This window comes from Aeoliella straminimaris (genome assembly GCF_024054565.1).
GTDB classification, from domain to species: domain Bacteria; phylum Planctomycetota; class Planctomycetia; order Pirellulales; family Lacipirellulaceae; genus Aeoliella; species Aeoliella straminimaris.
In genome coordinates this window covers 205,185-230,722 of the sequence record NZ_JAMXLR010000061.1, presented here as the reverse complement: position 1 = coordinate 230,722, position 25,538 = coordinate 205,185, and the positions used below count along the sequence as shown (strand labels likewise).

General features: G+C 62.3%; 19 protein-coding genes. 12 read left to right on the top strand and 7 right to left on the bottom strand.

Translation table 11 applies throughout. From position 1 onward, the window contains the following. The first annotated feature begins 2 nt into the window (after positions 1-2). The gene (locus tag NG895_RS18115) at positions 3-542 is read left to right on the top strand and encodes a methyltransferase family protein (protein WP_252853928.1); all 540 of its coding nucleotides are present in this window, start codon (positions 3-5) and stop codon (positions 540-542) included. A gap of 98 nt (positions 543-640) precedes the next feature. Further along, positions 641-1,102 carry a hypothetical protein gene (locus tag NG895_RS18110; RefSeq protein ID WP_252853927.1) on the top strand — a complete coding sequence of 154 codons (462 nt, stop codon included), beginning with the start codon at positions 641-643 and terminating at the stop codon, positions 1,100-1,102. Between the two features lie 38 nt (positions 1,103-1,140). Here the strand turns inward: NG895_RS18110 and NG895_RS18105 are convergent, their stop codons facing one another. Together NG895_RS18105 and NG895_RS18100 are read right to left on the bottom strand one after the other, a co-directional pair. Then, a complete protein-coding gene (locus NG895_RS18105; RefSeq protein WP_252853926.1) occupies positions 1,141-1,551 on the bottom strand; it encodes a diacylglycerol kinase in 411 nt (136 codons plus the stop codon). 76 nt (positions 1,552-1,627) lie between these two features. Beyond that, entirely contained in the window at positions 1,628-4,855 is a 3,228-nt protein-coding gene (locus NG895_RS18100) for an LPS-assembly protein LptD (RefSeq protein ID WP_252853925.1), read from the bottom strand. A gap of 235 nt (positions 4,856-5,090) precedes the next feature. On the opposite strand from NG895_RS18100, the gene NG895_RS18095 reads away from it, so the two are divergent. Then, positions 5,091-7,094, top strand: a complete 2,004-nt coding sequence (locus NG895_RS18095) for a thioredoxin family protein (protein WP_252853924.1) — start codon at positions 5,091-5,093, stop codon at positions 7,092-7,094. A 130-nt stretch (positions 7,095-7,224) separates the two neighbouring features. Here the strand turns inward: NG895_RS18095 and NG895_RS18090 are convergent, their stop codons facing one another. Continuing rightward, a complete protein-coding gene (locus NG895_RS18090; protein WP_252853923.1) occupies positions 7,225-9,558 on the bottom strand; it encodes a DUF4159 domain-containing protein in 2,334 nt (777 codons plus the stop codon). Between the two features lie 263 nt (positions 9,559-9,821). Between NG895_RS18090 and NG895_RS18085 the strand changes: the two genes are divergently transcribed. The 6 genes from NG895_RS18085 to NG895_RS18060 all read left to right on the top strand — a co-directional run bounded on the left by NG895_RS18085 (position 9,822) and on the right by NG895_RS18060 (position 17,744). Next, on the top strand, positions 9,822-10,817 hold the full coding sequence (locus NG895_RS18085; protein WP_252853996.1) for an AAA family ATPase: 996 nt from the start codon (positions 9,822-9,824) through the stop codon (positions 10,815-10,817). Between the two features lie 307 nt (positions 10,818-11,124). Continuing rightward, the gene (locus NG895_RS18080) at positions 11,125-12,021 is read left to right on the top strand and encodes a DUF58 domain-containing protein (protein WP_252853922.1); all 897 of its coding nucleotides are present in this window, start codon (positions 11,125-11,127) and stop codon (positions 12,019-12,021) included. 75 nt (positions 12,022-12,096) lie between these two features. Next, on the top strand, positions 12,097-12,456 hold the full coding sequence (locus NG895_RS18075) for a four helix bundle protein (RefSeq protein WP_252853921.1): 360 nt from the start codon (positions 12,097-12,099) through the stop codon (positions 12,454-12,456). 48 nt (positions 12,457-12,504) lie between these two features. After that, positions 12,505-14,634: a BatA domain-containing protein gene (locus tag NG895_RS18070; protein ID WP_252853920.1), complete on the top strand. Its 2,130-nt coding sequence runs from the start codon at positions 12,505-12,507 to the stop codon at positions 14,632-14,634. Positions 14,635-14,700: 66 nt separating this feature from the next. Continuing rightward, the gene (locus NG895_RS18065) at positions 14,701-16,998 is read left to right on the top strand and encodes a glutamine amidotransferase (RefSeq protein WP_252853919.1); all 2,298 of its coding nucleotides are present in this window, start codon (positions 14,701-14,703) and stop codon (positions 16,996-16,998) included. 182 nt (positions 16,999-17,180) lie between these two features. Continuing rightward, positions 17,181-17,744, top strand: coding sequence for a hypothetical protein (locus tag NG895_RS18060; protein ID WP_252853918.1), 564 nt, complete (start codon positions 17,181-17,183; stop codon positions 17,742-17,744). Positions 17,745-17,782: 38 nt separating this feature from the next. On the opposite strand, the gene NG895_RS18055 is transcribed toward NG895_RS18060, so the two are convergent. The 3 genes from NG895_RS18055 to NG895_RS18045 all read right to left on the bottom strand — a co-directional run bounded on the left by NG895_RS18055 (position 17,783) and on the right by NG895_RS18045 (position 20,727). Beyond that, on the bottom strand, positions 17,783-18,169 hold the full coding sequence (locus NG895_RS18055) for a thiol-disulfide oxidoreductase DCC family protein (RefSeq protein ID WP_252853917.1): 387 nt from the start codon (positions 18,167-18,169) through the stop codon (positions 17,783-17,785). Between the two features lie 71 nt (positions 18,170-18,240). Continuing rightward, on the bottom strand, positions 18,241-19,560 hold the full coding sequence (locus tag NG895_RS18050) for a hypothetical protein (protein ID WP_252853916.1): 1,320 nt from the start codon (positions 19,558-19,560) through the stop codon (positions 18,241-18,243). A 132-nt stretch (positions 19,561-19,692) separates the two neighbouring features. After that, the gene (locus NG895_RS18045; RefSeq protein WP_252853915.1) at positions 19,693-20,727 is read right to left on the bottom strand and encodes an NADPH:quinone reductase; all 1,035 of its coding nucleotides are present in this window, start codon (positions 20,725-20,727) and stop codon (positions 19,693-19,695) included. Between the two features lie 248 nt (positions 20,728-20,975). Here NG895_RS18045 and NG895_RS18040 point away from each other — a divergent pair, with 248 nt between their 5' ends. The 3 genes from NG895_RS18040 (at position 20,976) to NG895_RS18030 (ending at position 24,431) form a co-directional block, all read left to right on the top strand. Next, a complete protein-coding gene (locus tag NG895_RS18040) occupies positions 20,976-22,526 on the top strand; it encodes a YcjF family protein (RefSeq protein WP_252853914.1) in 1,551 nt (516 codons plus the stop codon). A gap of 99 nt (positions 22,527-22,625) precedes the next feature. Beyond that, complete coding sequence (locus tag NG895_RS18035; RefSeq protein ID WP_252853913.1) at positions 22,626-23,009, top strand: GxxExxY protein; 384 nt, start codon at positions 22,626-22,628, stop codon at positions 23,007-23,009. A 78-nt stretch (positions 23,010-23,087) separates the two neighbouring features. Continuing rightward, positions 23,088-24,431 (top strand): GTP-binding protein, encoded by a 1,344-nt coding sequence (locus NG895_RS18030; protein WP_252853912.1) that lies wholly within the window; start codon positions 23,088-23,090, stop codon positions 24,429-24,431. A 250-nt stretch (positions 24,432-24,681) separates the two neighbouring features. Here the strand turns inward: NG895_RS18030 and NG895_RS18025 are convergent, their stop codons facing one another. Beyond that, a complete protein-coding gene (locus tag NG895_RS18025; RefSeq protein WP_252853911.1) occupies positions 24,682-25,284 on the bottom strand; it encodes a hypothetical protein in 603 nt (200 codons plus the stop codon). Positions 25,285-25,538: the final 254 nt, after the last annotated feature.

Genomic DNA, 25,538 nt, shown 5'->3' with positions numbered 1-25,538 from the left:
GCATGTCTTTCGTACCCTACTTTCGCCAGGCGCGGGCCGCTTCCACAGGTTGGAACTTGTGGAAGACCTTTATGCAGTCGCTCGTCTTCTGGGGCGTATTCCTGTTGTTGCTGCCCGTATCGCTGCGGTGGATGGAAGAACTCGTCGGTTGGCCCGCGTTCCACTTTCCGGGACAACTTGCCGCGGCGATTGCATTGTTCGTCGCGGCCAGTGTGCTCAACGTCTGGACCGCGGTGACGATGGCCGTCGTCGGGCGAGGGACCCCGCTGCCGACCGACTGCCCGCGACACTTGGTGGTGGCCGGCCCCTATCGCTGGGTGCGGAATCCGATGGCCGTCGCGGGACTCACGCAGGGCTTGGCCGTCGGGTTGGGGCTCGGTTCGTGGTGGATGCCGGTGGCGGTGCTGGCGGGGGGACTGCTTTGGAACTACGCCGTCCGCCCGGTGGAAGAAGAGCACCTCGAGCAACTCTTTGGCGACCAGTACCGGGAGTATCGAGCCCGGGTGAACTGCTGGTGGCCAAGGTGCTCGGCCCTTCGCTAACATGGCCATCAAGTGTTGCGGAGGCGAACCTTTGCCGCACGCTACATGTCTCCACGGTGTTTGCTGGGGGGAAGGAAATTCGGACGAGGAGGGGAACAATGTCGGGTACAACCCGGGTGGCGCGTCCTCGAGGGGCAGCGGCCATTGCAATCGTGAACGGCACGGCAGCTGTGCTGCATGTGTTGTTTTGGTCGCTGGCGTTTCTACGTCTCTCGTCGCCACCCGCGGGGGCGATATCCCCACCGGCCGAAGCCTTGCCATTTACCTATGGATTCGGAATTGCCGACCTGTTGTGGTCGGTGCCGTTTCTGGTGGTTAGCGCCATCGGCCTATGGCGAATGCGCGATTGGGGATGGTTTGCCGCCCAATTGGCCCACGCGCTCTATTTCTACTCGCTGACGGTAATCGTTGTTCGAGACCTGCTTAGCCGCGCGATATCCCCCGGCACGGTGGTGTTTCTGCCATTCGCCATGTTTGCCATGTGGGCAAGCGTCTATTTGTGGCGGACTCGAAAGCTGTTCTGGAGCAACGTTTCCAATTCGCCGTGCGTAGAACGCTGAGGTGTCACCCTCGCCCCATACGAAGCTGGCGCCGTCGGTCAGCTACCGACAACCGGTGCCCAATGATTCACCAGCACCATCACACCCACGACGCACGCGCCCAGCGAAGCCACCAGCACGGCACCGCTGGCGATGTCCAGGGCGTTGCGAACCTCGGGGTGTACTTCGCGTGTGACCGCCCGGGCCAGGTGTTCGAGGGCCGAGTTTAGTAGCTCGGCGGTCATCACCACGGTGATGCACAGCACCAGGACCAGCCATTCAGCAAGAGACACCTCGAGCCAGGCGGCAACAATGCACACCACGATGGCGGCAGGCACGTGGACGTAAAAGCTGTTCTGGCCTTGCATGCCGACCAGCACGCCACGCAGGGCGCAGGCAAACTTCCAGAGCCAACGCCGCATCGGCGACGCGGGAGGAGGGACGGGGGTGTCGTGGTGAACTAGGACCATGTTGTTCGAAAGTCGGAGTGCGGCGAGTGTGAGTTGCTGCTCTATTGTAGCTCAGCCCCCGTCGCTAAACGCGCAACTACTCCAATCCGCCCGCGCCAACGGGTGGGATGTCGATGCCGGTCGCCCGGGTGAGGCTGAGCGTGGGCAGGAAGCGGGGCTCGATCAGGAAGTTAAAGCTCACGTTATCCTTCGACTCGTCGATGTTGGCGCCGAAGCTGAAGATAAGCGACTCGCCGATGCGACTGAACGTTACCGACTGGCCGATGTTGCCGGCATCGCTGAAGTCGACCAACGAACTGACAGAGCCGACCCATTTGGAGTTCATGCGATAGTTGATGGTGGCCGTCAGTACGTCGGCCGTGAAGGGGCCCCGCATCGTGCGGTAGCCGAGGTACAGATTGCCGCGCGATGGACGGTTGACGATCATGCCGGCCGACAGCGTCTTGAAGCCTTCGCCGAAGAAGTCGGCCGCACCGTCGGACACAATGGTGAACCGGTCGCCCACGTGCCAGCGATAATCGTAGTCGGCCAGTCCCAGCGGGGTGCCGAAGTTGTCGCGATTGTCGTCGGGGAACCACGAAATGTTCGTGTCGAGTGTCATCCAGTCGACAGTGTGTTGCCGCCCGGGCAGGCCCCGTTTGGTTTGCAGCCGATGCCGCATGCCGAACCGCACCAGCGCCAGGTCGTCGGCCACTTCCATGGCGGGCGAGGTGACCCAGCTCTGTGTGTTGGTCCGCAGCAAGTAGTAGCGTGGGTCGAACTTCGGGTCGATCGTGGTGGGCGACGTCGTGGGGTCGAAGAACGTGCCAGCCAGTTCGCCACCAAACGGCTGGAAGAACAACCGCCGGCGAATCTCTTCGAACACGTCGTCGTCGATCTCGTCGTACAGCGGGAAGTCTTCCATGTCGCGGTTTGACGTGGAAACGGAAGCTTCCATGTCGAACACCACCTTGTGGGCCAGTCCATTGAGGTTGAACACGGGGTCCTGAATGTAGGGGTTCGCCGTCCAGAAGGGGATGCTGGCACGCACGCCGGCCTGGCCGTAGATGCGTTGAATGTCGTTGCCGTTGCGATCGGATCCCCAATGTCCCAGTTCGCCCGTGGTGTAGGGCACCACCTTGAAGGGCTCGAAGTTCCACGGCGCTGCGATCGAACTGCGGACCAGCAGGCGTTCGCCGCGGCCCGTGATCCGTCCACCGGCGTCGTCTTGTTCCCAGGGCAGCAGGGTCCACTCCGATTGAAGCTGCGGATTGGTGGGGGTGCTGGCGACGTTCTGGTTGGCGTAAGCCAGGCTGGTGTGCGTGTTCAAGGTGAGCGACTCGTCCAGCAGGTCTTGCCCCAAGATGTAATGGTCGAGCCGCGGCAGCCATTGCGTTTGTGTGAAGAAGGGGTTGAGCTGCCCGTTGGCCTCGATGGAGAGCGATCGGTTTTCGGTCAGCCGCTTGAGCCGCACGCCGGTCAGTTGGTCCTTGCGGTCGTCCCACTCCTGCTCGTAGTACTGCTCCAGGAAAGTGCGATCGCTGATCCAGCCGACCTCGGCTTGTACGGTCCAGCCTTCCAGCCAGCCTTGCCCGACCTTCTGGCGATGGTTCCAGAACGTACGACCACGATACGAGGCCTCGGGCACGATGTCGCGGCGGAAGAAACCGAGGTTGTCGACGCCGTTGTCGTCGATAAACCAGGCGTCAAACAGGCCGCTCGTTGGTCCGATGGTGTTAAAGAACGTGTCGCGGTTGTATTCCACCGTAGTGCCATAGCCGAAGCCACGCCGATTCAGGTAGTCGAGGCTGACGTCCCAGTCCACGCCTGCCGGTGGTTCGTCGACGCCCAGCAGTTGGAACATGTCGAGGTCCACCAGCGTCTGAAATCCGTAGATGCGATCGTTCCGCACCCGCAGGTTGCTGATGTAGAAATCGGGGCTCTCCAGATCCGTCGACATGGTGGGCCAGTAGAAGACTGGAATGCCACTGACGTAGACAAAGTTACCCTGACTCTGTGCCAGGCTCCTCGACTCGTAGAGCGGCTCTAAAGTCACGGGATCCTGCGCCTGAGCGCCCGTGAACGGGTCGATCTTCGGCTGCTGCGTGTTCTCGAACGTGATGGTTTGCGCGCCCAGGTGTGAGCTGGGCACTTCCAGTCGGCTGGGGGTCAGGATGGCATCGTGCGCAACGAACTGCGATTCGTTGAGTTGCTCGATGACACTTGCTTTCAGTCGCACAATGTCGTTGAATTCCACTCCCTTCAATCCGGAGAGCGGTGTTTGCAGTTCGGCATTGATGATGGTGCCCACCCGCCGGCGGACATCGTAGTACATCCGATCGGCGTACACGACGCGGTCGCCTTGCCGAAACTCGATGTTCCCTTCCATGTAGATTTCGAGTGGCAAGTCGTTCTGTTGCTCGAACGAGCCAGGATTGTGTATCGAATTCGCCGACCAGATCACTGCCCGGTCGGTTTGAATGTCCAGCACGCCCACCGGACCGAACGCCTGGGGCAGTCCATTGACTTCGAGCCCCTCGATGATGATGCGGGTGCCACCGGTAATGGTGGTGGCCGATTCGCCGCTGGGCAGCGTCCGTGAATTGATCTGCATGCCCACCTCGCTGCGCTGACCGATTCGTACCCGCCTCACACCGCCTGGGTCCGCAACCACGGGGGCCGGGGGCGGAACGAACTGCTCGAACTGCGCCAGCTGCACCTCGCCCGATGGGGCACTGGCGAGCGACGCGTAGGCCTGCGTACCGATGGCCTGAAAGTGCGCCGAAGCACGGGTGTGGATGGCAGGGGCATTCGGCGGTGGCGCCGATTGTCGGCCGACCCGCCACGCCACGCCGGGGCCGGTCCGCCAGCGACCAAACCACTGCGGTACGTTCTGCTTGGCACTCTTGCCCGTGGGATCGTGATGCGACAGCAAGATCATCTGCCCGGCCACGGGCTCGGCGTAGATGATCACCTTGTGCGGCTCGCCGGGCTTATCGACGGCAGGCGGCTCGACCCACACGATTGCCTCGTTGGCCTGAACGGTGTTCGCCCCCTGGGTAAATGTGCAGCCGCCCGACAGGTGCCAGGCCTCGTACACGCCTTCTTGCCATTTGGTGGCGGCGGCCGCAGTGATGGCGATTGCGGGATCGTCGGCGGGGCGGGGCAGGAACACTTCGCCACGCGCACCGAGCATCGTCGCCGCCAGAAGCACGCACGCCGTGGCGCACACTCCGAGCGTACGCACCGCGCAGCGAAGCGCTGGCGCGAGGACGCGGACCGGACTAGGCGATTGCTGGACGATGGGACGAGGCTTCCTTGCCACACGAAACACAGCGATAAGCGAGCCCTCTGCCGAAATCCTTTTCGCACAGATAGAGGGGCGGCGGAGTATAGGGCTGGCCTCGCCTGGCGGTCAAGGCGCGTTCGGGACCACGCTAGCAAGCGCAAGTTACTGACAGCGAATACTTTGCGCTGAACCCAATGAAGCGTGAAACGCTTCGCGGTCAGCCGGGGTATACTCACCTGACGAGAACCCGACTCCAACCCCAAGTGAACCTATGCCGCATCCAACCAACGATCGACGCCGCGAGCTTGCCCGTCTTCTCCCGATGCCCCAGGTTCGCATGGCGATCGTCGGCTGCTTGATTCTGGCCACGTCGACCACGGCCATAGCCAACTCGCTGGGGCGGAAGATCGACTCGTTCGAGCTGCCCAATCACCTGGGAAAGCCCTATTCGCTCGCCCAGCTCGACGATAGCAAACTAATTATCGTTGCCTTTCTGGGCACCGAGTGTCCGCTAGCAAAACTCTACTCGGGCCGGTTGCAGGCCATTGCCAACGACTATGCGGAGCAGGGCGTGGCCGTCGTGGCGGTCGACTCGAACCGGCAGGACTCCCTCCGCGAGGTGGCCGCGTTTGTCCGCCAGCACGAACTCGAGTACCCCGTGCTGAAGGATCCGAGCCACGAGGTGGCCGACCTGTTTGGAGCCGAGCGGACCCCGCAGGTGTTCGTGCTGGATGCCGATCGCAAGATTCGCTACCAGGGCCGAGTGGACGATCAGTACGTGGTGGGCGTTGTCCGCGATCACGCCGATCGCGAAGACTTGCGGATCGCACTTGATGAATTGCTCGCCGGCAAGCAGGTCTCGCAGCCCGAAACCAAGGCGCTCGGTTGCATCATCGGCCGCACGCGGGAAGCCGAGCCTTCCAGCGAGGTGACCTACACCCGCGACATCGCCCCCATCCTGCAAGCACGCTGCGTGGAATGCCACCGCACAGGAGAGATCGGGCCATTCGAGCTGGCCACCTACGACGACGTCGCCGGGTGGGGCGAGATGATGGCCGAGGTGGTCCGCGACCAGCGGATGCCTCCCTGGCATGCTAGCAGCGAGCATGGCAAGTTCGCCAACGACCGCAGCATGCCCGAGAGCGAAAAGAAGCTGATCTACAAATGGGTCGAAGCCGGCTGCCCCGAAGGCGACCCGGCCGACTTGCCCGAGCCACCAGTCTTCACCGAGGGTTGGCAGTTGTCCCGCGAGCCGGACTTGGAGTTCGCGATGGAGGAGGAGTTCCACGTGCCAGCCGACGCCGGCAAGCAGGGGGTGCCGTATCAGTACTTCCGCGTGCCGAGCGGGTTTGAGGAAGACACCTGGGTGAGAGAAACGGAAGTTCAACCGGGCAATCCGACCGTGGTGCACCACACGATCGTCTACGCCGAGCCACCTGGAGCGAAGGGGCGACGCAACTGGATCTTCCTGTCGGCCTACGTACCTGGCCTGCGCGGCGAGCCACTCCCCGAAAGTTCGGCCAAGCTGGTGCCGGCCGGCTCGGAATTCATCTTCGAAATGCACTACACGCCGGTCGGCTCGCCACAAACCGACGTGACCAAAATGGGAGTCGTATTGGCCGATCCTGAGGAGATCGAACACGAAGTTGTCACCGCCGAGGTGGGCAACATGCGTTTCGAGATCCCGCCGAACGACAACGCCCACGTCGTGACGGCCACCAGCCAACCACTGAAGCAGGCCGTAACACTGATCTCCATGTCGCCTCACATGCATCTGCGGGGCAAGGCTTTTCGCTACGAACTGGTGACACCTGAGGGCGAGCGGGAGACACTGCTCGACGTGCCGGCTTACGACTTCAACTGGCAGACGCGGTACGTGCTGGCCGAACCGCGCACGCTCGAGGCCGGCTCAGTAATCTTCTGCCGCGCGGTGTTCGATAATTCGAAGCACAACCTGGCCAACCCCGACCCGACGGACACCGTTCGCTGGGGCGACCAGAGCTGGGAAGAAATGATGCTCGGCTTTGTGGACGTGATGCTGCCGAAAGACAACCAACGCCGCGCCGGCCAAAAGCCGCTGCACACGGGTCTCGACATCGTGGCCATGTTCGACTCGGCCGACGCCGACCAGAACGGCGGCCTGGCCAAGCAGGAAGCCAAGGGCAACCCCGTGGTCTACGCCAACTTCGACCGCATCGACACCTCAGGCGACCAATTGCTGCAAATGGGTGAGATACTCAAGGCGCTGGCGAAGGTGGGGCAGGTATCGAAGTAGCGGCTGCACGTCCAGGGTACCGGCTACGCCGCAACCCTGGACAGTGTCGACAAGCACCCAATCCCCGATGCCCCACGCTTGCGCGCCCATTCGTCATTGGGTACTTCGTCTTCGTCCTTCGTCATTCCCCTCACGGATCGAGCGTGTACTTCAGAGTATTCAGCCCAATCCGCGCCGCGTCTTCGCGGGTGTAGCCGCGGCATTGCACGGCTTCGTGTTTTTCCAGGGCGCAGCTTATGTCCAGGGGCGAGAAGATCACGGCCCAGCGGTCGCCCAGGCGGATGCCTTCGAGTTGCGGCTCAATTTGTCGCACTCGCGCGGCCAGGGGGCGGTCGTCGGCGGCTGGTTGGGGGTCGCGAACCTCCACCAGGTGCAGGTCGTAGCCGCCGTGCTCGGTGGTCAGCAGGCTATCGGTCACGGGGATCCGCTCGAACGAATACTCGGGCAACACCTCGGCCATCTCCCGCCGGAACGCCTTGGTGAAGGCAGCCGACGCGCAGATGCTGTCGGCCATCACGGTACCGCCGTTTTCCAGGTACTTCCGCAGATTGTTGCGTTCGGCCGGCGTAAAGCGGAAGTCGTGGCGGCCGTGCATGAACACCAGGTGATGGCGGAAGAGCTGCTCGCCGCCGGCGCCAATTAAATCGGCATCGGTCGATACCCGCAGCTTCATCTCGCCCTGCGAGGCGGCTCGCAGCAGATTCGCCAGCGCGCCGGGCGCGTCGTCGCAACCACCGCCATGCCGCAGCTTTGCCACATCGATCACACCACGTCCCCCCAACTGGTTCTCGGGGTTGGCGGCAAACTCGTCCACGAAGCTCTGTTCTTTGCCTTTTGGCTCACGATTCGTGGCGTAGGTCAACACGTTGATGCCGATGGTCAGCGCGTCGTCGATGTGCTGTTCAATTTCCTTGGGATACTTCTCGATGCGCCCCGGCCGGTAGAGTTCCCAGTAGCACGACAAGTCGGCCTCGCACAGCACCACACAGGTGCGGCAGCCGTATTCCACGCTCCACAGTTTGCCCGCGTAGGGCGAATCGGCGCGTACCAACTTCTCCATTCGCCAAATGGGATGGCTCGGCGGCACGCGTTGCAGTCGGTACTCCGGCTCGGGGAACATCTTGGCCACCAGTTCGCGGAAGCCCTGGTTGAAGTTCTCCGAGTCGCGGCAACACGATTCGGCAAACAGGAATCCACCGCGGTCGATGTAGTCGCGCAGCTTCTTCGCGTCCGCATCCAGACTGCTGGGCGCTTGATTGCCACTGACGTACAGCACCGGCGCTTGCAGCAGGTCCTCCACGGTCGAAGGACGCGGGTGCATGACCTGCCAGGTAAGGTCGATGTCCCATCGCTGCTCGGCGTAAGCCGTCAGGTTAGCGGCGTCGCGGCGATGGTTGTTCCAATCCATGCCGACCCCATGCTGCAGCTTGCCGATCACAATCGGTCGGCGCCCCTTGGCCAGGAACAACAGGGCCATGGCCGTGGCGATATGCGGCTGGTTTTCGATGGCACTGTTGCCACGCCAGTAGTGGTGCAGTGGGTCCTGGTGATTTACCAGGTACTCGGCCCCTTCGCGGTACCAGTCGGTCTCGCCAATCAGTCGCCGAGCGGTCAGTCGGCCAACGCGCTCGACGCCATACAAATAGTAGTAATGCCAGATCTCACCCAGGTCGAGCGGACCCGGGTTGCGTTCCACCGAGAAGTGCTTGCCCAGCCAGTTGATCCCTTCTTCGATGTCGTCGTCTTCCTCATGGGGCTGGCAGCACAAGACGCGACCATTCACCACGCGAGCGTCACCATCGCTGGTGGCGAGCGACGTGATCACTAGCGCGCCGATGCCGGCGCAGGTCATGCTGCCGGTGGGTGGGTTGTCGCCGTACTGCCAGGAACCATCGGGGTTCTGCGTGCGTCGCCAATAGGCGGCCGCCAGTTGCCACGTCTGGGGATTCACCTGCACGCCCGCCCGCTGGGCTTCGTGCAGCGCGAGCACGGCGAACTGCGAATTGCTTTTGTCGCCGCCCGCACCGGGATACGACCAAGCGCCGCTGTGCTGGCCGGCTTTGACCTGCGTTTGTTCGAGCCACTTCACGTTCCGCTCGATCAGCAATCGATCGCGTTTGGGGTCGGCATTGGCCAGCACCATTGTCTGCAGGGCGACCGCGTAGGTGCGGCGGAACTCGTTGCTCCGCAGGAAGGCCAGCGCCTTCTGGATTTCCACGCTGTCGACTTCCACCCCGGCATTTAGTAGCGAGAAGGTCACCAGGGCGGTTACCCCGCCCGGGTTGGTGCCCATGTCCTCCCAGGTTCCGCGGGGTGATTGCTCGCGAAGCAGATAATCGCGGCCCCGGTCGATGGCGGCCGTGACGTCTGCCGCAGTGATTGCCGCCCGCGCATGGCGCAACGACGGCGCGAACAGCGCGATTACAACGCTCGTAACGATTAGCGAATACCGCCGGCCTGACATGGCGAACTCCTTTAACGGGCGAGACGCGTTATCGCGCCCAACTATCGTACGCTACGATACTTACCTCGACTACCAGGGCGTTTATTGCAGATTGTCGCATTCGGTAGCCATCCGTAGAATGAATTTCCGCATTGAGTGTCCGCTCGCGGCCCGTCCGCACTACGAAAACACCGAAGGATAGCAGTTTGAGTACCGCCACGCCCTCTGGATCGCCGAATCCCGCTGCGCAGGGTTCTGGAACAAAAACGCGCAACCTAGGCGACATTCTGCAGGAATTCCGCCAGCATCGCATGGTGATGCAGCAGGAGCTGCAGAAAATCATCGTCGGTCAGGACCTGGTGATCGAACAATTGTTCGCCGCCATCTTTACCCGCGGGCACTGCCTGCTGGAAGGCGTGCCGGGTCTGGCGAAGACACTCATGGTCTCCACGCTCTCGCAGATTCTCGACCTCGAGTTCAAACGCATCCAGTTCACGCCCGACCTGATGCCTTCGGACATCACCGGTACCAACGTGCTGGAAGAAGACGAGCAGGGGCGGCGTAACTTCCGCTTCGTCGAAGGCCCGATCTTCACCAACATCCTGCTGGCCGACGAAATCAACCGGACGCCGCCCAAGACCCAAGCCGCGCTGCTGCAAGCGATGCAGGAACGCGAAGTGAGCGTCGGCCAGGAAACCTACAAGCTGCCCGACCCGTTCTTTACGATCGCCACGCAGAACCCCATCGAGCAAGAAGGTACCTACCCGCTGCCCGAAGCGCAGCTCGACCGGTTCATGTTCAACATCAAGATCGACTATCCGACGCTGGAAGAAGAACAGCGAATCCTGACCACCACCACCCGAAGCGAAAAGCAGGAACCGAACAAGGTGCTCTCGGCGCGGGCGATTCTGAACCTGCAGAAGCTGGTCGGCAGCGTGGCAGTGAGCGAGTACATCATCAAATACGTCGCCGCCCTGGTGCGCGCGACGCGGCCGCGGGACGACTCGGCGCCGGAGTTCGTCAAAGAGCTAGTGGAGTGGGGCGCCGGCCCCCGCGCGGGTCAGTTCCTCATCCACGGCGGCAAAGCCCTCGCAGCAATGGACGGCCGCTTCAGCGTGGCCATCGAAGACGTCCAGAAGTGCGCCATCCCGGTACTCCGCCACCGCGTGAGCACGAACTTCCAAGCCCAAGCCGAAGGGATGACCAACGAAGACGTGGTAACGCGGCTCTTGAAGGAGATACCGACGCCGGAGATTCCGAAGTTTAACGAGAAGGGGTAGCTAGGGAGACACGCAGAAGGAATCAGTCGCGGATTAGCGCGGATTTGGGCGGATGGACGCGGATCAGGAACAACTTGTCATCCTGAGGGAGCCTAAGCGACTGAAGAATCTGATTGGCCAATTTGGGAGGAACCCTAACCATCGTTAATCTTCACTAATAACTACTCCTCATTTGCGTCGATTTGCGAAGATTAGTGTTCCAAAGTATCCGCGACAATCCGCTCAAATCCGCGTCCATCCGCGACGAATTCAATTCCCCTCGCAAACCAACCCCGGGCGCTGATGCTTCCGGCTCGCCGAAATAACAATGGCCACTGTCGAGCAATACCTGAAGCCCGCTGTGATTCAGCAGATCAAGCGGCTCGATTTGCGCGCGCAGTTCATTGTGAAGGGCTTTCTGCAAGGGTTGCACGCCAGTCCGTTTCATGGCTTCTCGGTCGAGTTCAGCGAGCATCGCAAGTACACGGCCGGCGATAATCCACAGGACATCGACTGGCTGGTCTACGCCAAGACCGACAAGTACTACACCAAGAAGTTCGAGGCCGAGACCAACATCACCGGATACCTGGTGATGGATCAGAGCCGCTCGATGGCGTACACCTACCGGCAGGAGATGACGAAGTTCGATTACGCGATCTGCATCGCGGCCGCGCTCTGCTACTTGATGGTGCACCAGAACGACCCGGTGGGCCTGGTGACCTTTGGCGAGAAGATCGACAAGTTCCTGCCGCCCAAGAGCAAGCGACAGCAGATTGGTAACGTGCTGAGTGTGCTCGCACGGATGGAGCCCGCCGGCGAGACCGACGTGGCGAAGAGCCTCACGCAACTGGCCGCCATGATCAAACACGCCAGCCTGGTGATGGTGTTCAGCGACCTGCTGGGCGAGGCGGAGGAGACGATCGCCTCGCTACGCCGCCTGCGACATGGCGGCAACGACGTGATTTTGTTTCATATCCTCGACGAGGCCGAGGTCGATTTCCCCTTTCACGGTTTGATGGAACTCGAAGACCCTGAGACGCACGAAAAACTGGAGGTCGACGCCGACAGCTTCAAGAGCGACTACGCCGAAGAAATCAACGCGTTCCGCGAACAGTACCGCACCGAATGCCAAAAGAGCGGCATCGACTACGTGCCACTCGACACCAGCATGCCGTTCGACCGGGCGTTGATGGAGTATTTGGTGACGAGAAGGCAACGTGCGTAAGGGCTGTCGGCTAATAGCTGTCGGCTGTCGGCAAGAGGCTGCGACAGATTCCGAAACATCAAATGAAGGGGATCCATGCAAAACTTTCGCAACCTTGAAGTATGGCAATTGGCTCACGAAGTGACCTTGGAGGTATATCGGACAACGCGAACCTTTTCGGTGGATGAACGGTTTGGCTTGATATCGCAGCTTCGACGGGCTGCGTCATCGATCGGTGCAAATCTTGCAGAAGGCTGTGGACGCGGTAGTGATGCAGACTTCGGGCGATTTGTACAAACCGCGCTCGGCTCCGCCAGTGAAGTGGAGTACCATTTGCTCCTCGCCAAAGATCTAAACTATCTAGAAGCCGAAAGTCATTTGCGACTAGAGTCCACGATTCAACGCATCAAGCGAATGCTTGCTTCACTGCTCAAGAAGCTCCGCACATCCACGTAAGTTAGCCATGCTCTTGCCGACAGCCGACAGCCGACAGCCGAAAGCCCAATGTCTTTCTTAGCCCCCACATTATTGGCTGGGGCGGCTTTCATCGCTCTGCCCATCATCCTGCATCTCGTGATGCGCCGGGAGCCGAAGAAGGTGGAGTTTCCTGCGCTGCGTTTTGTGCGGAAGCGGCAATCGACCAATCAGACGCGGCTGCGGCTGCGGCATTGGATTCTCTTGGCACTGCGGTGTGCGTTTATCTTGTTCCTGGTGCTGGCGCTCGCGCGGCCGGTGCTGCGGGGCTCCGGGCTGCTGGGCGAGGGCAAGGCGGGACTGGCGGCGGCCGTGGTGATCGACAACTCGCCGCGGATGGACTACCTGAAAAAGAACGAATCCCGGCTCGACGCGGCCAAAGAGACCGCTACATGGCTCTTGGAGAAACTGCCGGCCGACGCCGAGGTAGCGCTTGTGGAACCAGGGCGAGCGCGGCGGGCCAAACTCGGCGAACGCGACGCGGCCATTTTGCGAACCGAGCGCCTGCGAACCACGCCTGCCGCCGCGCCACTGGCGGATGCGGTGATCGAGGCCGTGAGCCTGCTGGCCGAACGGCCCGACCACCGCCGCGAGGTGTATGTGTTTACCGACCTTAGCCGCGTGGTGTGGAACGACGGGGCGCTCAACCTGATGGGCGAAGCCCTCAAGGCCAACGAAGGGACCAAGCTCTACCTGGTAGACGTTGGCGAGAAGGATCCCGTGAACGCGGGCTTGGGCGAACTGGAGCTCTCGGCCGACCATTTGGCCACTGGCGAAATTGTCACGCTCCGCACCGATGCCTTGGCCAGCGAAAACCTGAGCGGCCGTCCGCGTTCGGTGGAGGTGTGGCTCGCCCCCGCTGGCGGCAAGGCCACCAAAAGGGCAGAGGAGCAGGTGGAACTGAGCGACGTGGCCCAACCGGTCGAAGTGCCGCTCTCGGGGCTCACTGCCGGCGTGCACCAGGGCTACGTGCGGCTATCGGGCGACGACCCCCTATCGGCCGACAACACGCGGTACTTTACCGTGAGCGTCGATCCACCGCCACGTTTGTTGCTGGTGGGCGCCACGGTCGACGATACCAACCTGATGGCCGAGGCCCTCGCACCGTCGGCCCTTGCGCAAACAGCAGCGGCGCAGTTTGCGGTGGAGCAAATTGCGGTCGACGGGCTCGATCGCGCGCAACTGGCCACCTTCGACGCGGTGATGTTGCTCGATCCGCCGGCGTTGACCTCCGCCGAGTGGCGAAAACTTAGCGACTTCGTCCAAACCGGCGGCGGTCTGGCGGTGATGCTGGGCCGCAACGCGGTCGGCAAGCTCGACGAGTTCAACGCGCCCGCACCACAGTTGCTCTTGCAGGGCGAGCTTCGCTGGGTCGACAGCAAGGCCACCTACCTGGCGCCTACCGGCTATGGGCATCCCGTGTTGCGGCAGCTTGCCGACATCGCCGAGGCCACGCCATGGCCGGCGTTCCCGGTGTTCAAGAAGTGGGCCGTGGCGAATTTTGACAAAGCGGCCACCACGGTCGCCACGTTTGCCGATGGCACGCCGGCCATTGTCGAGGGGCTGTTTGGCAGTGGCCGTGTGTTGCTGGTCACCACGCCGCTTTCGGATCGCGCTTCGGGCGATCCCTGGAACCTGCTGCCCACGAACCCCGACCCCTGGCCGTTCCTCGCGCTGGTCGAAGGTATGGCCGACTACCTGGTGGGGGCCGACAATCGGCCGCTGAATTACGAGGCGGGACGCGTGGTGTCGTTGCCGCTGCCCCGACGGAGCGACCTGGCCACTTACGTACTCGACCCGCCGACGGGCGACCCGCTGCCACAGAGCCTTTCGCCCGGCCAACAGGAGATTGTGGTGACCGTCACCGATCAGGTGGGCAACTATCGCGTTCGCTCGGGTGGCGAGCGGGCGCGGCTCGACCGAGGGTTCAGCGTCAACTCGGCCCCCGACGTTGGCATGCTAGCGCGCGCTGAATTTCCCACCATCGAAGCAGCGCTCGGCGAGGACCGCGTCGAGCTGGTCGCCAGCCGCAATTCGCTCTCCAGCACCATCGACCTGGGCAGCGTCGGCCGCGAGTTGTTCCCCTGGCTGATCGCCATCGTCGCCATCGTACTGGCGTGCGAACAGTGGCTGGCCGATAGATTTTACAAAACAGATTGATTGAGCAAGCAGTCACCGTGTCATTCTTTTTCTAACGCCTAACCCCTCGATCCGCGCCCCTCGTTCATGTCCCTCACCTTCCATCCCGTCGGCGGCTATCTGTTCGTGGCGATCATCGCCGCGGTGCTGTTGGTGCTGCTGGCGCGCGTGGGGCCGCGGCACATGGAGGTGCCGTTTGGGCGGATGCTGACGCTCAAGATGCTGCGGTTGGTGGCGATACTGCTGCTGTTGTTCGCCATGTTGCGGCCGACGCTGCAGTTCACCCGCAGCACGCCCGAAGACGCCACGCTGTTGATCCTGGCCGATCGCTCGCGGAGCATGCAGGTGGAGGACTCGCTGGACAATCGCAGCCGGTACGACGCCGTGCGGTTGGTGCTGGGCGAATCGGCCGATGGGTTGCAGTCGCTCGCTGAGAATTGGAACGTCCGGGCGTACTCGTTTGCAGAGTCGCTCGACCCGGTCGAGGTGTCCGGCGGAACGCTCGACCTTGGCGATCGTCCCACTGGCGAGCAATCTCCCCTGGGGGCGGCGCTGCAGGAATTGCTGGAGCGCGAAGGCGATCAGCGGCTGCGGGGCGTGATTGTGCTGAGCGACGGAGCCCAGCGGGCGGTGCCTCCTCTGGACGCCGCGCCGCAATTGGTGGCCCGGCAGTACGCCGCGGAGTCGGTGCCGCTCTACACGTTCTACTTCGGTCAGCCTGGCGGTAGCGACCGCTCGGACTTGGCGATCGAGAATCTGTTGGTCAATGGCACTGTGTTCGCCAACGCCCCGATGCGCGTCAGTGGCCAACTGACGGCCGAAGGGTACGCCAACCGCCGGGCGAAGGTGCAGCTATTGTGGGAGCGAGTGGACGACAAAGGCAACAGCAAAATGGAGGTAGTCGATACCAGCGAGCAGGAGATCGTGGCGGCAGATAGTCGCACGCCGGTCTCGCTCGGCTACACACCCACCACGCCCGGTGAGTACAAAGTGACGTTGCGGGCCGAGAGTCCCGAAGGCGAGCTGATTACCACCAACAACGAGTCGAGCACTTTTGTCACGGTGCGCGAGGGGGGCATCAAGGTGCTCTACCTGTATGGTGCGTCGAACATTGGTGGCGGCGCTGGCGTCGAGCAGGCGTTCGTGCCCCGCAGCATCGACGAGTCGCCCGACATTTTGGTCAGCCGCAAGTTGTTCGACTACACCCGGCCGCAGGAAGACCTGCGTCGCGAACTACAGCCGGGCAACTACGACGTGGTGGTCTTGTCCGATGTCGACAAGGACGCCATGGACGCCGAAAGCTGGCAGGCGCTGGCCGAAATGGTTCGCCGTGGCACGGGGCTGATGATGGGCGGCGGCTACCACAGCTTCGGTCCGGGCGGATTTCTCAACAACCCAATTGCCGAAGTGTTGCCGGTGAACATTGGCCCTGCCGAACGACAAAACTTCCGCGAGAAGCTTCGCGAAGACGTTCACGTGGCCGGGCCGCTGAAGATGCAACCGGCGGGCGACATTGGTCGTACGCACCCGATTATGCAGATCGAAGCCAGCGGCCAGCCTGGCGCCGGATGGGAAGACCTGCCGGCGCTCGACGGAGCCAACCGCCTGTCGCGGCGGCTGTTGAAACCCAACGCCCAGGTGCTGGCCGAGTCGGCCGACGCCGCGCGGCATCCGCTACTGGTGGTGGGGCAAGCAGGCAACGGGCGGACGCTCGCCTTTGCCGGCGATACGACCTTCCGCTGGCAACTCGAAAACCACGGCGACGAATTCCGCCGCTTCTGGCGGCAGGTGATCCTGTGGCTCGCCCGTAAGGACGACGATGCCAGCGGCCGAGTGTGGCTCGACCTCGCTTCCCGGCGAGTGAGTCGCGGTGGACGACTCGACGTGGAGGTTGGTGCGACCCCGGGCGACGACGATGACCCGAACGCCACGATCGAGTTCGAGGTCATCATCACACTGCCCGATGGCACAAAGCAGCCCCTGGTTACCGTGGCCACCGACACCGGCCGCCGTGCGGGCACCTTCGCCACAACCGACCAACCGGGCGACTACGTGGCCGAGGTTACCGCCAAGATCGATGGCCAGGTGCTGGGGTCGTCGCGGGCGCGATTCCTGGTGCCCGACCAGGACCTGGAGCTCGACCGCCCCGGCGCCGAGCCCACTCTGCTGGCCGGCCTGGCGAAACTCACCGAAGCCGCCGGAGGCCAGGCACTCGCGCCCGAGGAACTGCCGGCCCTGGTCCGCAAACTGGCGGCCGAGAAACCCGAGATGAAAACCGAAGTGATCGAGCGCCGCACCTATTGGGACAAGTGGCCGTTCATGTTGTTGTTCATCGCCGTGGTGGGCGTTGAATGGTTTTTGCGGAAGCGTTGGGGACTGGTGTAAAATGGCGATGGGTTAATAGTTGCACGCCATTCCGAGCGATCCCATGCTTGTGTCATCCTGAAGGAGCCTAAGCGACTGAAGGATCCACGTTGCGGCACCCCAGACGCTCGTTCATCGCAGTGGGTGAATGCTGTATCATGAGAAGCGGGTAACAGGAGTTTTCCGAGTCTGGGGCGTGCGGCATGGCTTCACAGGATTTCATCACCATTGCGACTTTCAGCACGGGGCTCGAAGCGCAGTGCGCCGCTGCTCAGTTGGAAGCCGGCAGCATCCCCACCTGCGTGCTGAACGGCGAGATTGTCGATGCGGCCTGGTTCTTGGGCGGAGCCGTGGGGGGAGCCCAGTTGCAGGTCCCCAAGGACGATGCCGAAGAGGCTCGAAGGCTGGTCGAGCAGATGCGAGCATCGGCCGTCGCTGCAGGAGACGAAGCCGAGGGGGATGAATTCGACGTGGAGGACCGCGCCACGGAGAGCGAGTCCAACGTCACGGTGCGCCGCGCACTCCGCGCCGCGGCAATTGGCTTGCTGTTTCTGTCATTGCAGTTCTACTCGCTGTACTTGATCGGCAAGCTGATTATTTCACGCGTGTCGCTCGATCGCGGGCAGCGCAAGAAACTGGCTCTCGCCGCGGTGCTGGATTGTTGCGTGCTAACTTTCGTGCTGCTTTATTTCTGGCCGCGGCACTACATGTCGGTCGCACCACTGCCTGGTGGTGAGATGCCAGAGGCCATGGAAGTGGAAAGATGACGTAGGAGTCGGCGTGTCAATCGATCGAAGCGGAAGCCCTACTTCACCGCACAGCGATCGCCAGCGCAGCGCCCCGTGAGCCGCAGGCGGTTCTTGGCGAACACACGGTAGCCCAGGTCGAGCAGTTGCTTGGCGACAGGCAAACGGCTCATGGCGACCGGCCAGCGCCAACCCACGGCCGTGTACAGGCGGCGGAAGACATCCAAGCCGGTGATGATTGTCCCGTCCGGCAGGCGGCCGTGGATGCGGGCCATCATCGTGGCGTGATCGAGTCCTAGCTCACCGGCGTCGAACTCTTTGGCCGCGATGTCGGTGAAGCGAATCTTGTCGTGCTTGTCGAGTCGCTGAAACCAGCGGATCTCGCGCATGCACAGCGGGCAGTCGCCATCGTAGAAGACTTCGAATTCGTGGGGGGAGTCGGACATCTTCGACATTTCGGTGGTGGTTGGTCTGGCCTAGGGAAGTGTAGTCCACCAGGAGAAAACGGCCAAGTTCCTTACCCGCCGGTCGCTTGCTCGAGCGCCTTGTCGAAATCGTCGAGTGTGTCGCTCAGAATCTCGCGCAGGGCCTGGCGGTCGGTCGGGCTCAGGTGGGCGAAGGTCTCGGACTGATCGCTGCCCGTGAGCACCTCCGCCAGCCGCGCGAGGGCTTGTTCGCGGATCGGGTACGGCAGCGATGCGAACGAGTCGCTGTAGATTAGATAACTGCACGGATATTTGAAGAGCCGCGCCACCAGGTCGAACTCGCGCAAGCTTCGTCCCTTGGTGTCGCGTGGCCCCTGCTGGGGGAACTCGGCCGTGAACTCCGACGTGCCGGCGATCGGCGAGGTCAGTTGATACTCGCCGGCAAACAGCAAGGCTTCGACCAGTTGCTCGCTGGCCGACTCGATGCGCCGCCGAGAGACGTCGCTCACGGTATCCTCGGGGCGCTCGAGTATCCGATTCCACGTGGCGTCGTAGTGCTCGGCCCGTTTGCCTTCGTAGGCGGCAAGCGTAATCGCGTTGTGCACTTGCGACTGCTGCTCGAGCACCATCAGGGCCACCAGGTCGCTATGGGGCGACAGGTAGCGGTCGGTGTCCAATCGGCCCACCAGGCTGGTGACGTTGGCCCCCAGATCATTCTCAGTTGGTTCCGGCCCTTCGTCCGGCACCTGGCAGTTGCCACGGTGCTGCATGGTGCCGTGGGTTCCGGTGACGTACCAACCGCCAAAACGTTGGGCAAACTCCGTGGTCGAGTCGCTCGTGACGCTGCCCAAGTCGAACCGAGGCTGCCCGTCCACTTGCGTATAAACGCTGCGGACCAGGTAGCCCGGCACGTCACGCGTGCGTTGACTGTGGTGACAGGACAGGCACCTTGATCGGTCGCGCAGTAACTGCGGCGAGTCGCTCGGCTTCTGTTCGATGGAGTAGAAGATGGCGCCCAGTTCGGGATCGACTGCCGACAATTCAACCAAGTCGCCCGCTTGTGCGGCGCCCAGGTAGCCCACGTAGACGTCGTCGCTGAAGTACAACGCCCGTGGTCGTCGGGGTGAAATCTTACGCACTTGCAAGCTGGTTTTTGAGAACACCAGCGTTTGAGATGAAGTGGGAACGCGCAACTCCTCGAGCAGCGACGGCAGCCAGCCATGCTGCTCGTCCCATTCGAGCTGGGTGCGTCCCTCGGCCAGTCGCTTTTGCAGCATCGCCACGGCGTCGACCACTGGCGACGTTTCATAACGAATCGGCGCTTCATTGATGCTCTGCTGACATGGAGCGACAGCAGCGGTGCAGAATAGCACACCGAGTGCGAACAACCATCGATAATAATGCACATGCATGTGCAGATTATGGCATCGTGGGCCGCTCGACGCAAGAACTCTTGCGGCAGTGCAGTGTCATCATCGGTTACGCCTCAGGAATTCCGTCACTCAGCGCAGTGCTCGGGCTTCGCCGGATTGGTGCCCGTAATACTAAGACAGCAGCGACTGGTACGTTTCCTGCTGGTCGCCAGCGGAAACGACGACCACGATTTTGCCTTGCAGCGTGCCCGCTCCGCGGAGGGTGTTGTCTTCCTGCAAGGTGTGGGCGGCGGCAGCCTCTTGCAGGGGAAGCGTGGCGCCGATCGGCACCCTCAGCTTCCCCGAGGCAAGCCAGCCGTTGATGTCCATGGCTGCCTTCTGCTGCTCGGCGGGTGGCGCCTTGAACATCACAAAGCCCAGCAGGCGGCATTCCTTCACGTAGAAAGGGCCCACGGGAAATTCAGGCCGTGCGTCGCGACCCGCCATCACGATCATGCGGCCCCGTGGCGCCAGCAGGTCGATCGTACGGTCGAAGTCCGGCTGGCGGAGCGTTTCCCACCAGACGTCGACGCCCCACGAGCAGAACTTCTTCACCGCGGCGGGTATGTCGTCCGTCTTGTAGTTCAGCACCAGGTCGGCGCCATAGCTGCGGCACATCATGGCCTTTTCTTCGCTGCCGGCAGTGGTGATCACCCGGGCGCCGATCGCTTTGGCCATCTGTACCACCATGGAACCTACGCCACCCGAGCCACCGTTGATGAACAGCGTTTCGCCCGGTTGCAGGTTGGCTTCGCGGACCAGCCCCAAGTGGGCGGTGATGCCGACCAGCGGCACGGCGGCCGCGGTATCGTCGGCCACGTTGCCAGGCGTGGGGTAAACAAGGTTGGCGTCCGCGGCCACGTACTCGGCAAACGTCCCCTGGCGGCCCAGCAGGCCTTGGTTGCTGCCCCAAACCCGCAGGCCAACGGGCAGGTCGGTGACCCCGGCGCCCACTTCTTCGACGACGCCAGCGAAGTCCGCGCCGATGATAAACGGACGTGGCAGCTCGGCTGCCACATCGCCGCTACGAATGTAGGTGTCGATCGGATTGACCGACGCGGTGTGTACTCGCACCAGCACCTGCCCGGGACCGATCTGCGGCTTGGGGACCTCGCCCACCTGAATGACTTCGGGCGGTCCAGTCTGCTCGATATAGGCTGCTCTCATCGCTTGCCCCTTACTAGGTGTCCCCCCAGTGAATCGCCACGTGGCATCGTGTCACGCGCCTCCTTGTGTTTTAATAGCATACTGCGACATTCGATGTTGCGGGAGGCGTGCTCCCGCATGCCGGACAATCGTCACACGCCGCGCCAGCTGCACAAGACAGTCCGAACGGGAATCCTATACTTCTACAACTCTCTGTCCATTGATTTCGACAAACTGGCAGCTGCAAGCTGACAGCCAACGGCCGCTAAATGCCCAATCGCTCCACTACGTACCGTTTTCTGCTACTCGGTTTGGTGGCTGTGGCTGCGTACTTTGCTATCACGTTGCCACCCACGGTGATCGGACAATACGCGGCGGCTAGCGAACATAGTCGCCTGGTCGGGTACGCCTATCTCGCGGTCGTCGTGCTCGGCACCGTGGTATTGGTGGGAGTCATGCTGTGGGTGATGTGGAAGGTGTGGCAGAACACCCGCACCAAGGAGCGGCAGGTCGAGCGCCGCTCGAAGGATCCCAGCAAACTCTCAGCGCGGGAACGCCGCGCGGAACTCACCGAGAACATCGCCGCTGGACGCGACTACGCAGCCACCGGCGGCATCAGCGATGCCGTCCGCGGCGAGATCGAGCGGGCCGTGGCCGAGATGGAATCGAAGCACGAAGCCGAGCGGCTGGAGGTCGTTGCCTTTGGCGCCATCTCCAGCGGCAAGAGCTCGCTGCTGAACGCCCTGGCCGGCCGCGATGCGTTCCGCACCGGCGTGGTGGGCGGCACCACGTCGGCCCAGAGCCAGGTCGAGTGGCCCGGTAGCGACCGCGTCGTGTTGGTCGACACCCCCGGGTTGGGCGAAGTGTCGGGCGAGATCCGTGGCCGCGACGCTGCCGACGCCGCGAAGAATGCCGACCTGGTGTTGATGGTGGTCGACGGCCCCTTGCGCGACTACGAACACGAACTGCTGGAGACGCTCGCCGAGATGGGCAAGCGCATCCTCATCTGCCTGAACAAAGCCGACTGGTTTACCAGCGGCGAGCGCGCCGAGCTGTGCAAGCAAATCGCCGAGCAAGCCCGCGGGCTGGTGTCGCCAGAAGACGTGGTGAGTGTGCGTTCGCGACCGGTCGAGCGTCCCATCAAACGCGTGCTGCCCGACGGCACCGAGGAGAACGGCACCGTCACCGAGCCGCCCGACATCTCTCCGCTGGCCGACCGGCTAGTGCAGATCGTCACCAAGGAGGGCGACTCGCTGCTCTTGGCCAATCTGCTGATGCAGTCCCGCGGCATCGTCGACGACGCCAAGGAGCGAGTGCTCACGGCGCTCGACGACCAGGCCCGCAAGGTAATCGACCGCTACATGTGGGCCGCCGCCGGAGTGACGGGAGCGAACCCGGTACCGCTGTTGGATGTGGCGGGCGGTACCGCGGTGACCGTAAAGATGGTGATGGACCTGGCCGGCATCTACAAGCAGAAGATCGACTCGGAGACCATCGTCGAGATGCTCTCGCAGATGACCAAGAGCCTGATCGCCATGCTCGGCGCGAGCGCCGCCGCGCCTGCCGTGGTCGGGGCGATCGGCACCACACTCAAAAGCCTGCCCGGTGTCGGCACCATTGCCGGCGGCCTACTGGTAGGCCTGGCCCAAGCCCTGGTGACCCGCTGGATCGGCCGGGTGTTCATGAAATATTTCAAGAGCGAAATGAAACCCACCAGTGGCAGCATCGCCGAACTGGCCCGCGAAGAATGGAGCCTGGTCACCCGGCCGGAGGAACTGAAGAAGCTGATTGTGAAGGGGAAGCAGAAGTTGGAGGAGTAGAGGCTTGTAGACGGAACACTAATCTTCACTAATCTTCACTAATAATGCCGTCAATGAGCATGTTTGTAACAACCAACATCTACGCCATGGGGAGAGTCGATGTATGAGCAAGAGGGATACGATCTGATGGGAGCAGCATTCGAAGTGTACAACGAGATCGGATATGGAATGGCTGAGGAAGTCTATCAGCAATGCCTCGATATCGAGTTGGAACTTCGGCAGATTTCGTTCGTATCTAAGCAGGAGTTGCGATTGCGCTACAAAGGCCAATTGATCGACAAAAAGTACGTACCCGATTTATTTGTTTTTGATGCCATCGTAGTTGAGCTCAAATCCGTCGCCAAACTCACTCCTGAACACGAGGCACAACTGTTCAACTACATGCGAATTGCCCGACAACCAGTCGGTTACCTGATCAATTTCGGTCACAAAGGCACCCTAGAGTGGAAACGATTGGTTATATCCGACTTGAAGGGAGCTTGAAGTCCACTCCTCGTTCGGTCGTTGCGTCGCGAGATTAGCGTATATTAGCGCAGATTAGTGTTCCTCACCGTCTTTCCAATGAACACCCCTGAAACCACCACCGATTCCGACCAACCCCTGCTCGAGGCGCTGGGGGCCGTGGAGCATGCGCTAGAGCAGGTGGACGATTGCACGCCCGAGGAGCGGGCGGCCCTGGCCAGCGATATTCGCAGCCTGCGCGATATGTTGGCCAAGCTCAAATCGGGCCGGGTGGAGATTGCCGTGTTTGGCGAGATCAGCACCGGTAAGAGTGCGCTGATCAACGCCCTGGTGGGCAAGGAGGTCGCCTCGGTGAGCATTCGTGGCGGCTGGACCCGCGACGTGTGGGACGTGCCGTGGGAGGCCGATGGCTACCTGGTGCCGGGCTACGCCGACTCGGGTGTTGTGCTGCTCGACACGCCGGGGCTCAACGAGGTAGACGGCGCCGAGCGGACCGCCATGGCCCGCGACACCGCCGAGCGGGCCGACCTGGTATTGTTCGTCACCGACTCGGATCTGAACGAAACCGAGTACTCCGCCCTGGTGGAGCTGGCCACGGGCCACAAGCCGATCATCCTGGTGGTCAACAAGGTCGACCTTTACACGCCACAGCAACTCGAAGATCTGCTCGAACTGTTCCGCGGGCCCAGGCTCAAAGGCATCATCGAGCCGGAGAACATCGTGTGCGTCGCTGCCGATCCCCGGCCGGTGGAGTACCACATCGAATCGGCCGATGGCACTGTCCGCAAGGAATGGCGCGAGCCCGAGCCTGACGTGGAAGAACTGCGGGTTCGCATTCTTGAAGTTCTCGAGCACGATGGAACGGACCTGGTGGCGCTGAATGCCTCGATGTTTGCCGCCGACCGTAGCGACCGCGTGGGTGCGGTCCGCGTGAAGATGCGCAACGACCGCGCGAACGCCATCATCTGGAGCTACGCCGCGGTGAAGAGCGTGGCGGTGGCCGTGAATCATTTCCCAGTGCTCGACGTCTTGGGCGGCACCGCGGTCGACGCCGCCATGGTCGCCACGCTGGGCAAGGTGTACGGTATCGAGATGACCACCGACAACGCGCGGGCGCTGGTGACCAGCATCCTCAAGGCGGCCGGCTGGGTCATGGCCGGCGAAGCCGTGGTGAGCTACATCTCCAGCTTCTTCAAGGGCCTGACCTGGGGCACCAGCACGGCCATCAGTGCGATTCCCCAAGGCGCGGCGGCCGGTTACGGTTCATACATCGTCGGCCAGGCCGCGCGGTTCTACTTCGAACACGGCGCCAGCTGGGGCGAGAAAGGCGCCAAACGCGTTGTGGCTCGCATCCTGGAGAACACCGACAAGCAGTCGGTAATCGACCACCTGAAGACCGAAATCAAGAGCAAGCTCACCAAGAACCGCCACGCAGCGAAATAGAACCCGGCGAGCCGGAAGCGTCAGCGACCGGAGCAAATCGCAATCGCGTCATCCTGCGGGAGCCGCATCGATGTCATCCTGAGGGAGCCTAAGCGACTGAAGGATCTACTTAGCCTGGCATGGTCATGTTGCACTCCTGGAACTCGGCCAACCAAACTCCCGTGCGTGGCCAAGCTGTCGAGTCGGCAAACTAGATTTCTCAGTCGCTTAGACTCCTTCGAAATGACATTAACCGTCATTCTCGTTTCACCTACGCTGCGGATTGTCTGAACCACGTCAGCGGCGGCGCGCCGAACAGGGGATCCTGTTCGTGTTGCTTGCGGACCGCGGCGAATTGTTCCAATCGCTCCAGCGGACTCATCCGCACGTTCGAGTCGTCCAGGGCCACGGGCTGTCCGATCTGGGCGGCCACTACCTGCTCGATGCCGCGCTGGTTGAGCTGAGCGGGACGCAAAGCGATGCGTTCGAGCTGGGCGCTGCCGGCTGGTTCGACGGCCGCTTGTGGCGGGGATGCCGGTGCTGGCATCGGTGCCGGTACCGATTCGTAGACCGGCGTTGGCTCGGGGCCCGCGGGCGGGGTGGGCGATTCCATCGGCGGGTAACCGCCGTAGTATTCGGGCGGCAGGTAGATCGCGCCGGTGTAGAAGTCGACGGCAAACGCCACCACGCCTGGCACGAAGAACAATGCCAGGCCCAGCCCGTTGAGCGCCGCGATACTCCAGTCGATGTCGCGACTATGGGGCTGATGCACCCGTTCGCGGTACAGCACGGACCCACAGCCGGTGAGGCAAATCGCGCCGCTGGTCAACGCTGCACTACGCAGCGAGTGATACAAGAAGTCGCGCCGATCCATCGTTGCGCTCCTGAAGCTCAAAGTTGTGCGTCTAGTTCCGTTCCGCGGCGCCGTAGAGGGTGCGTCCTGTACTAGATCGGTGAGCACCCGACGCCCGCGCCAGAAAACTTGTGCGGCCGCCGTCAGCTACAGCAACGCTAGCGTGGGTGACCGTACCCCGTAGAATGGGTCGAGAAGCAACAACACCGCCGACTGAAGGATCGATGTTGCCCCGTCGAGAAGTCGCACGCAGACGCGAGAAGAAGGTCGGAACA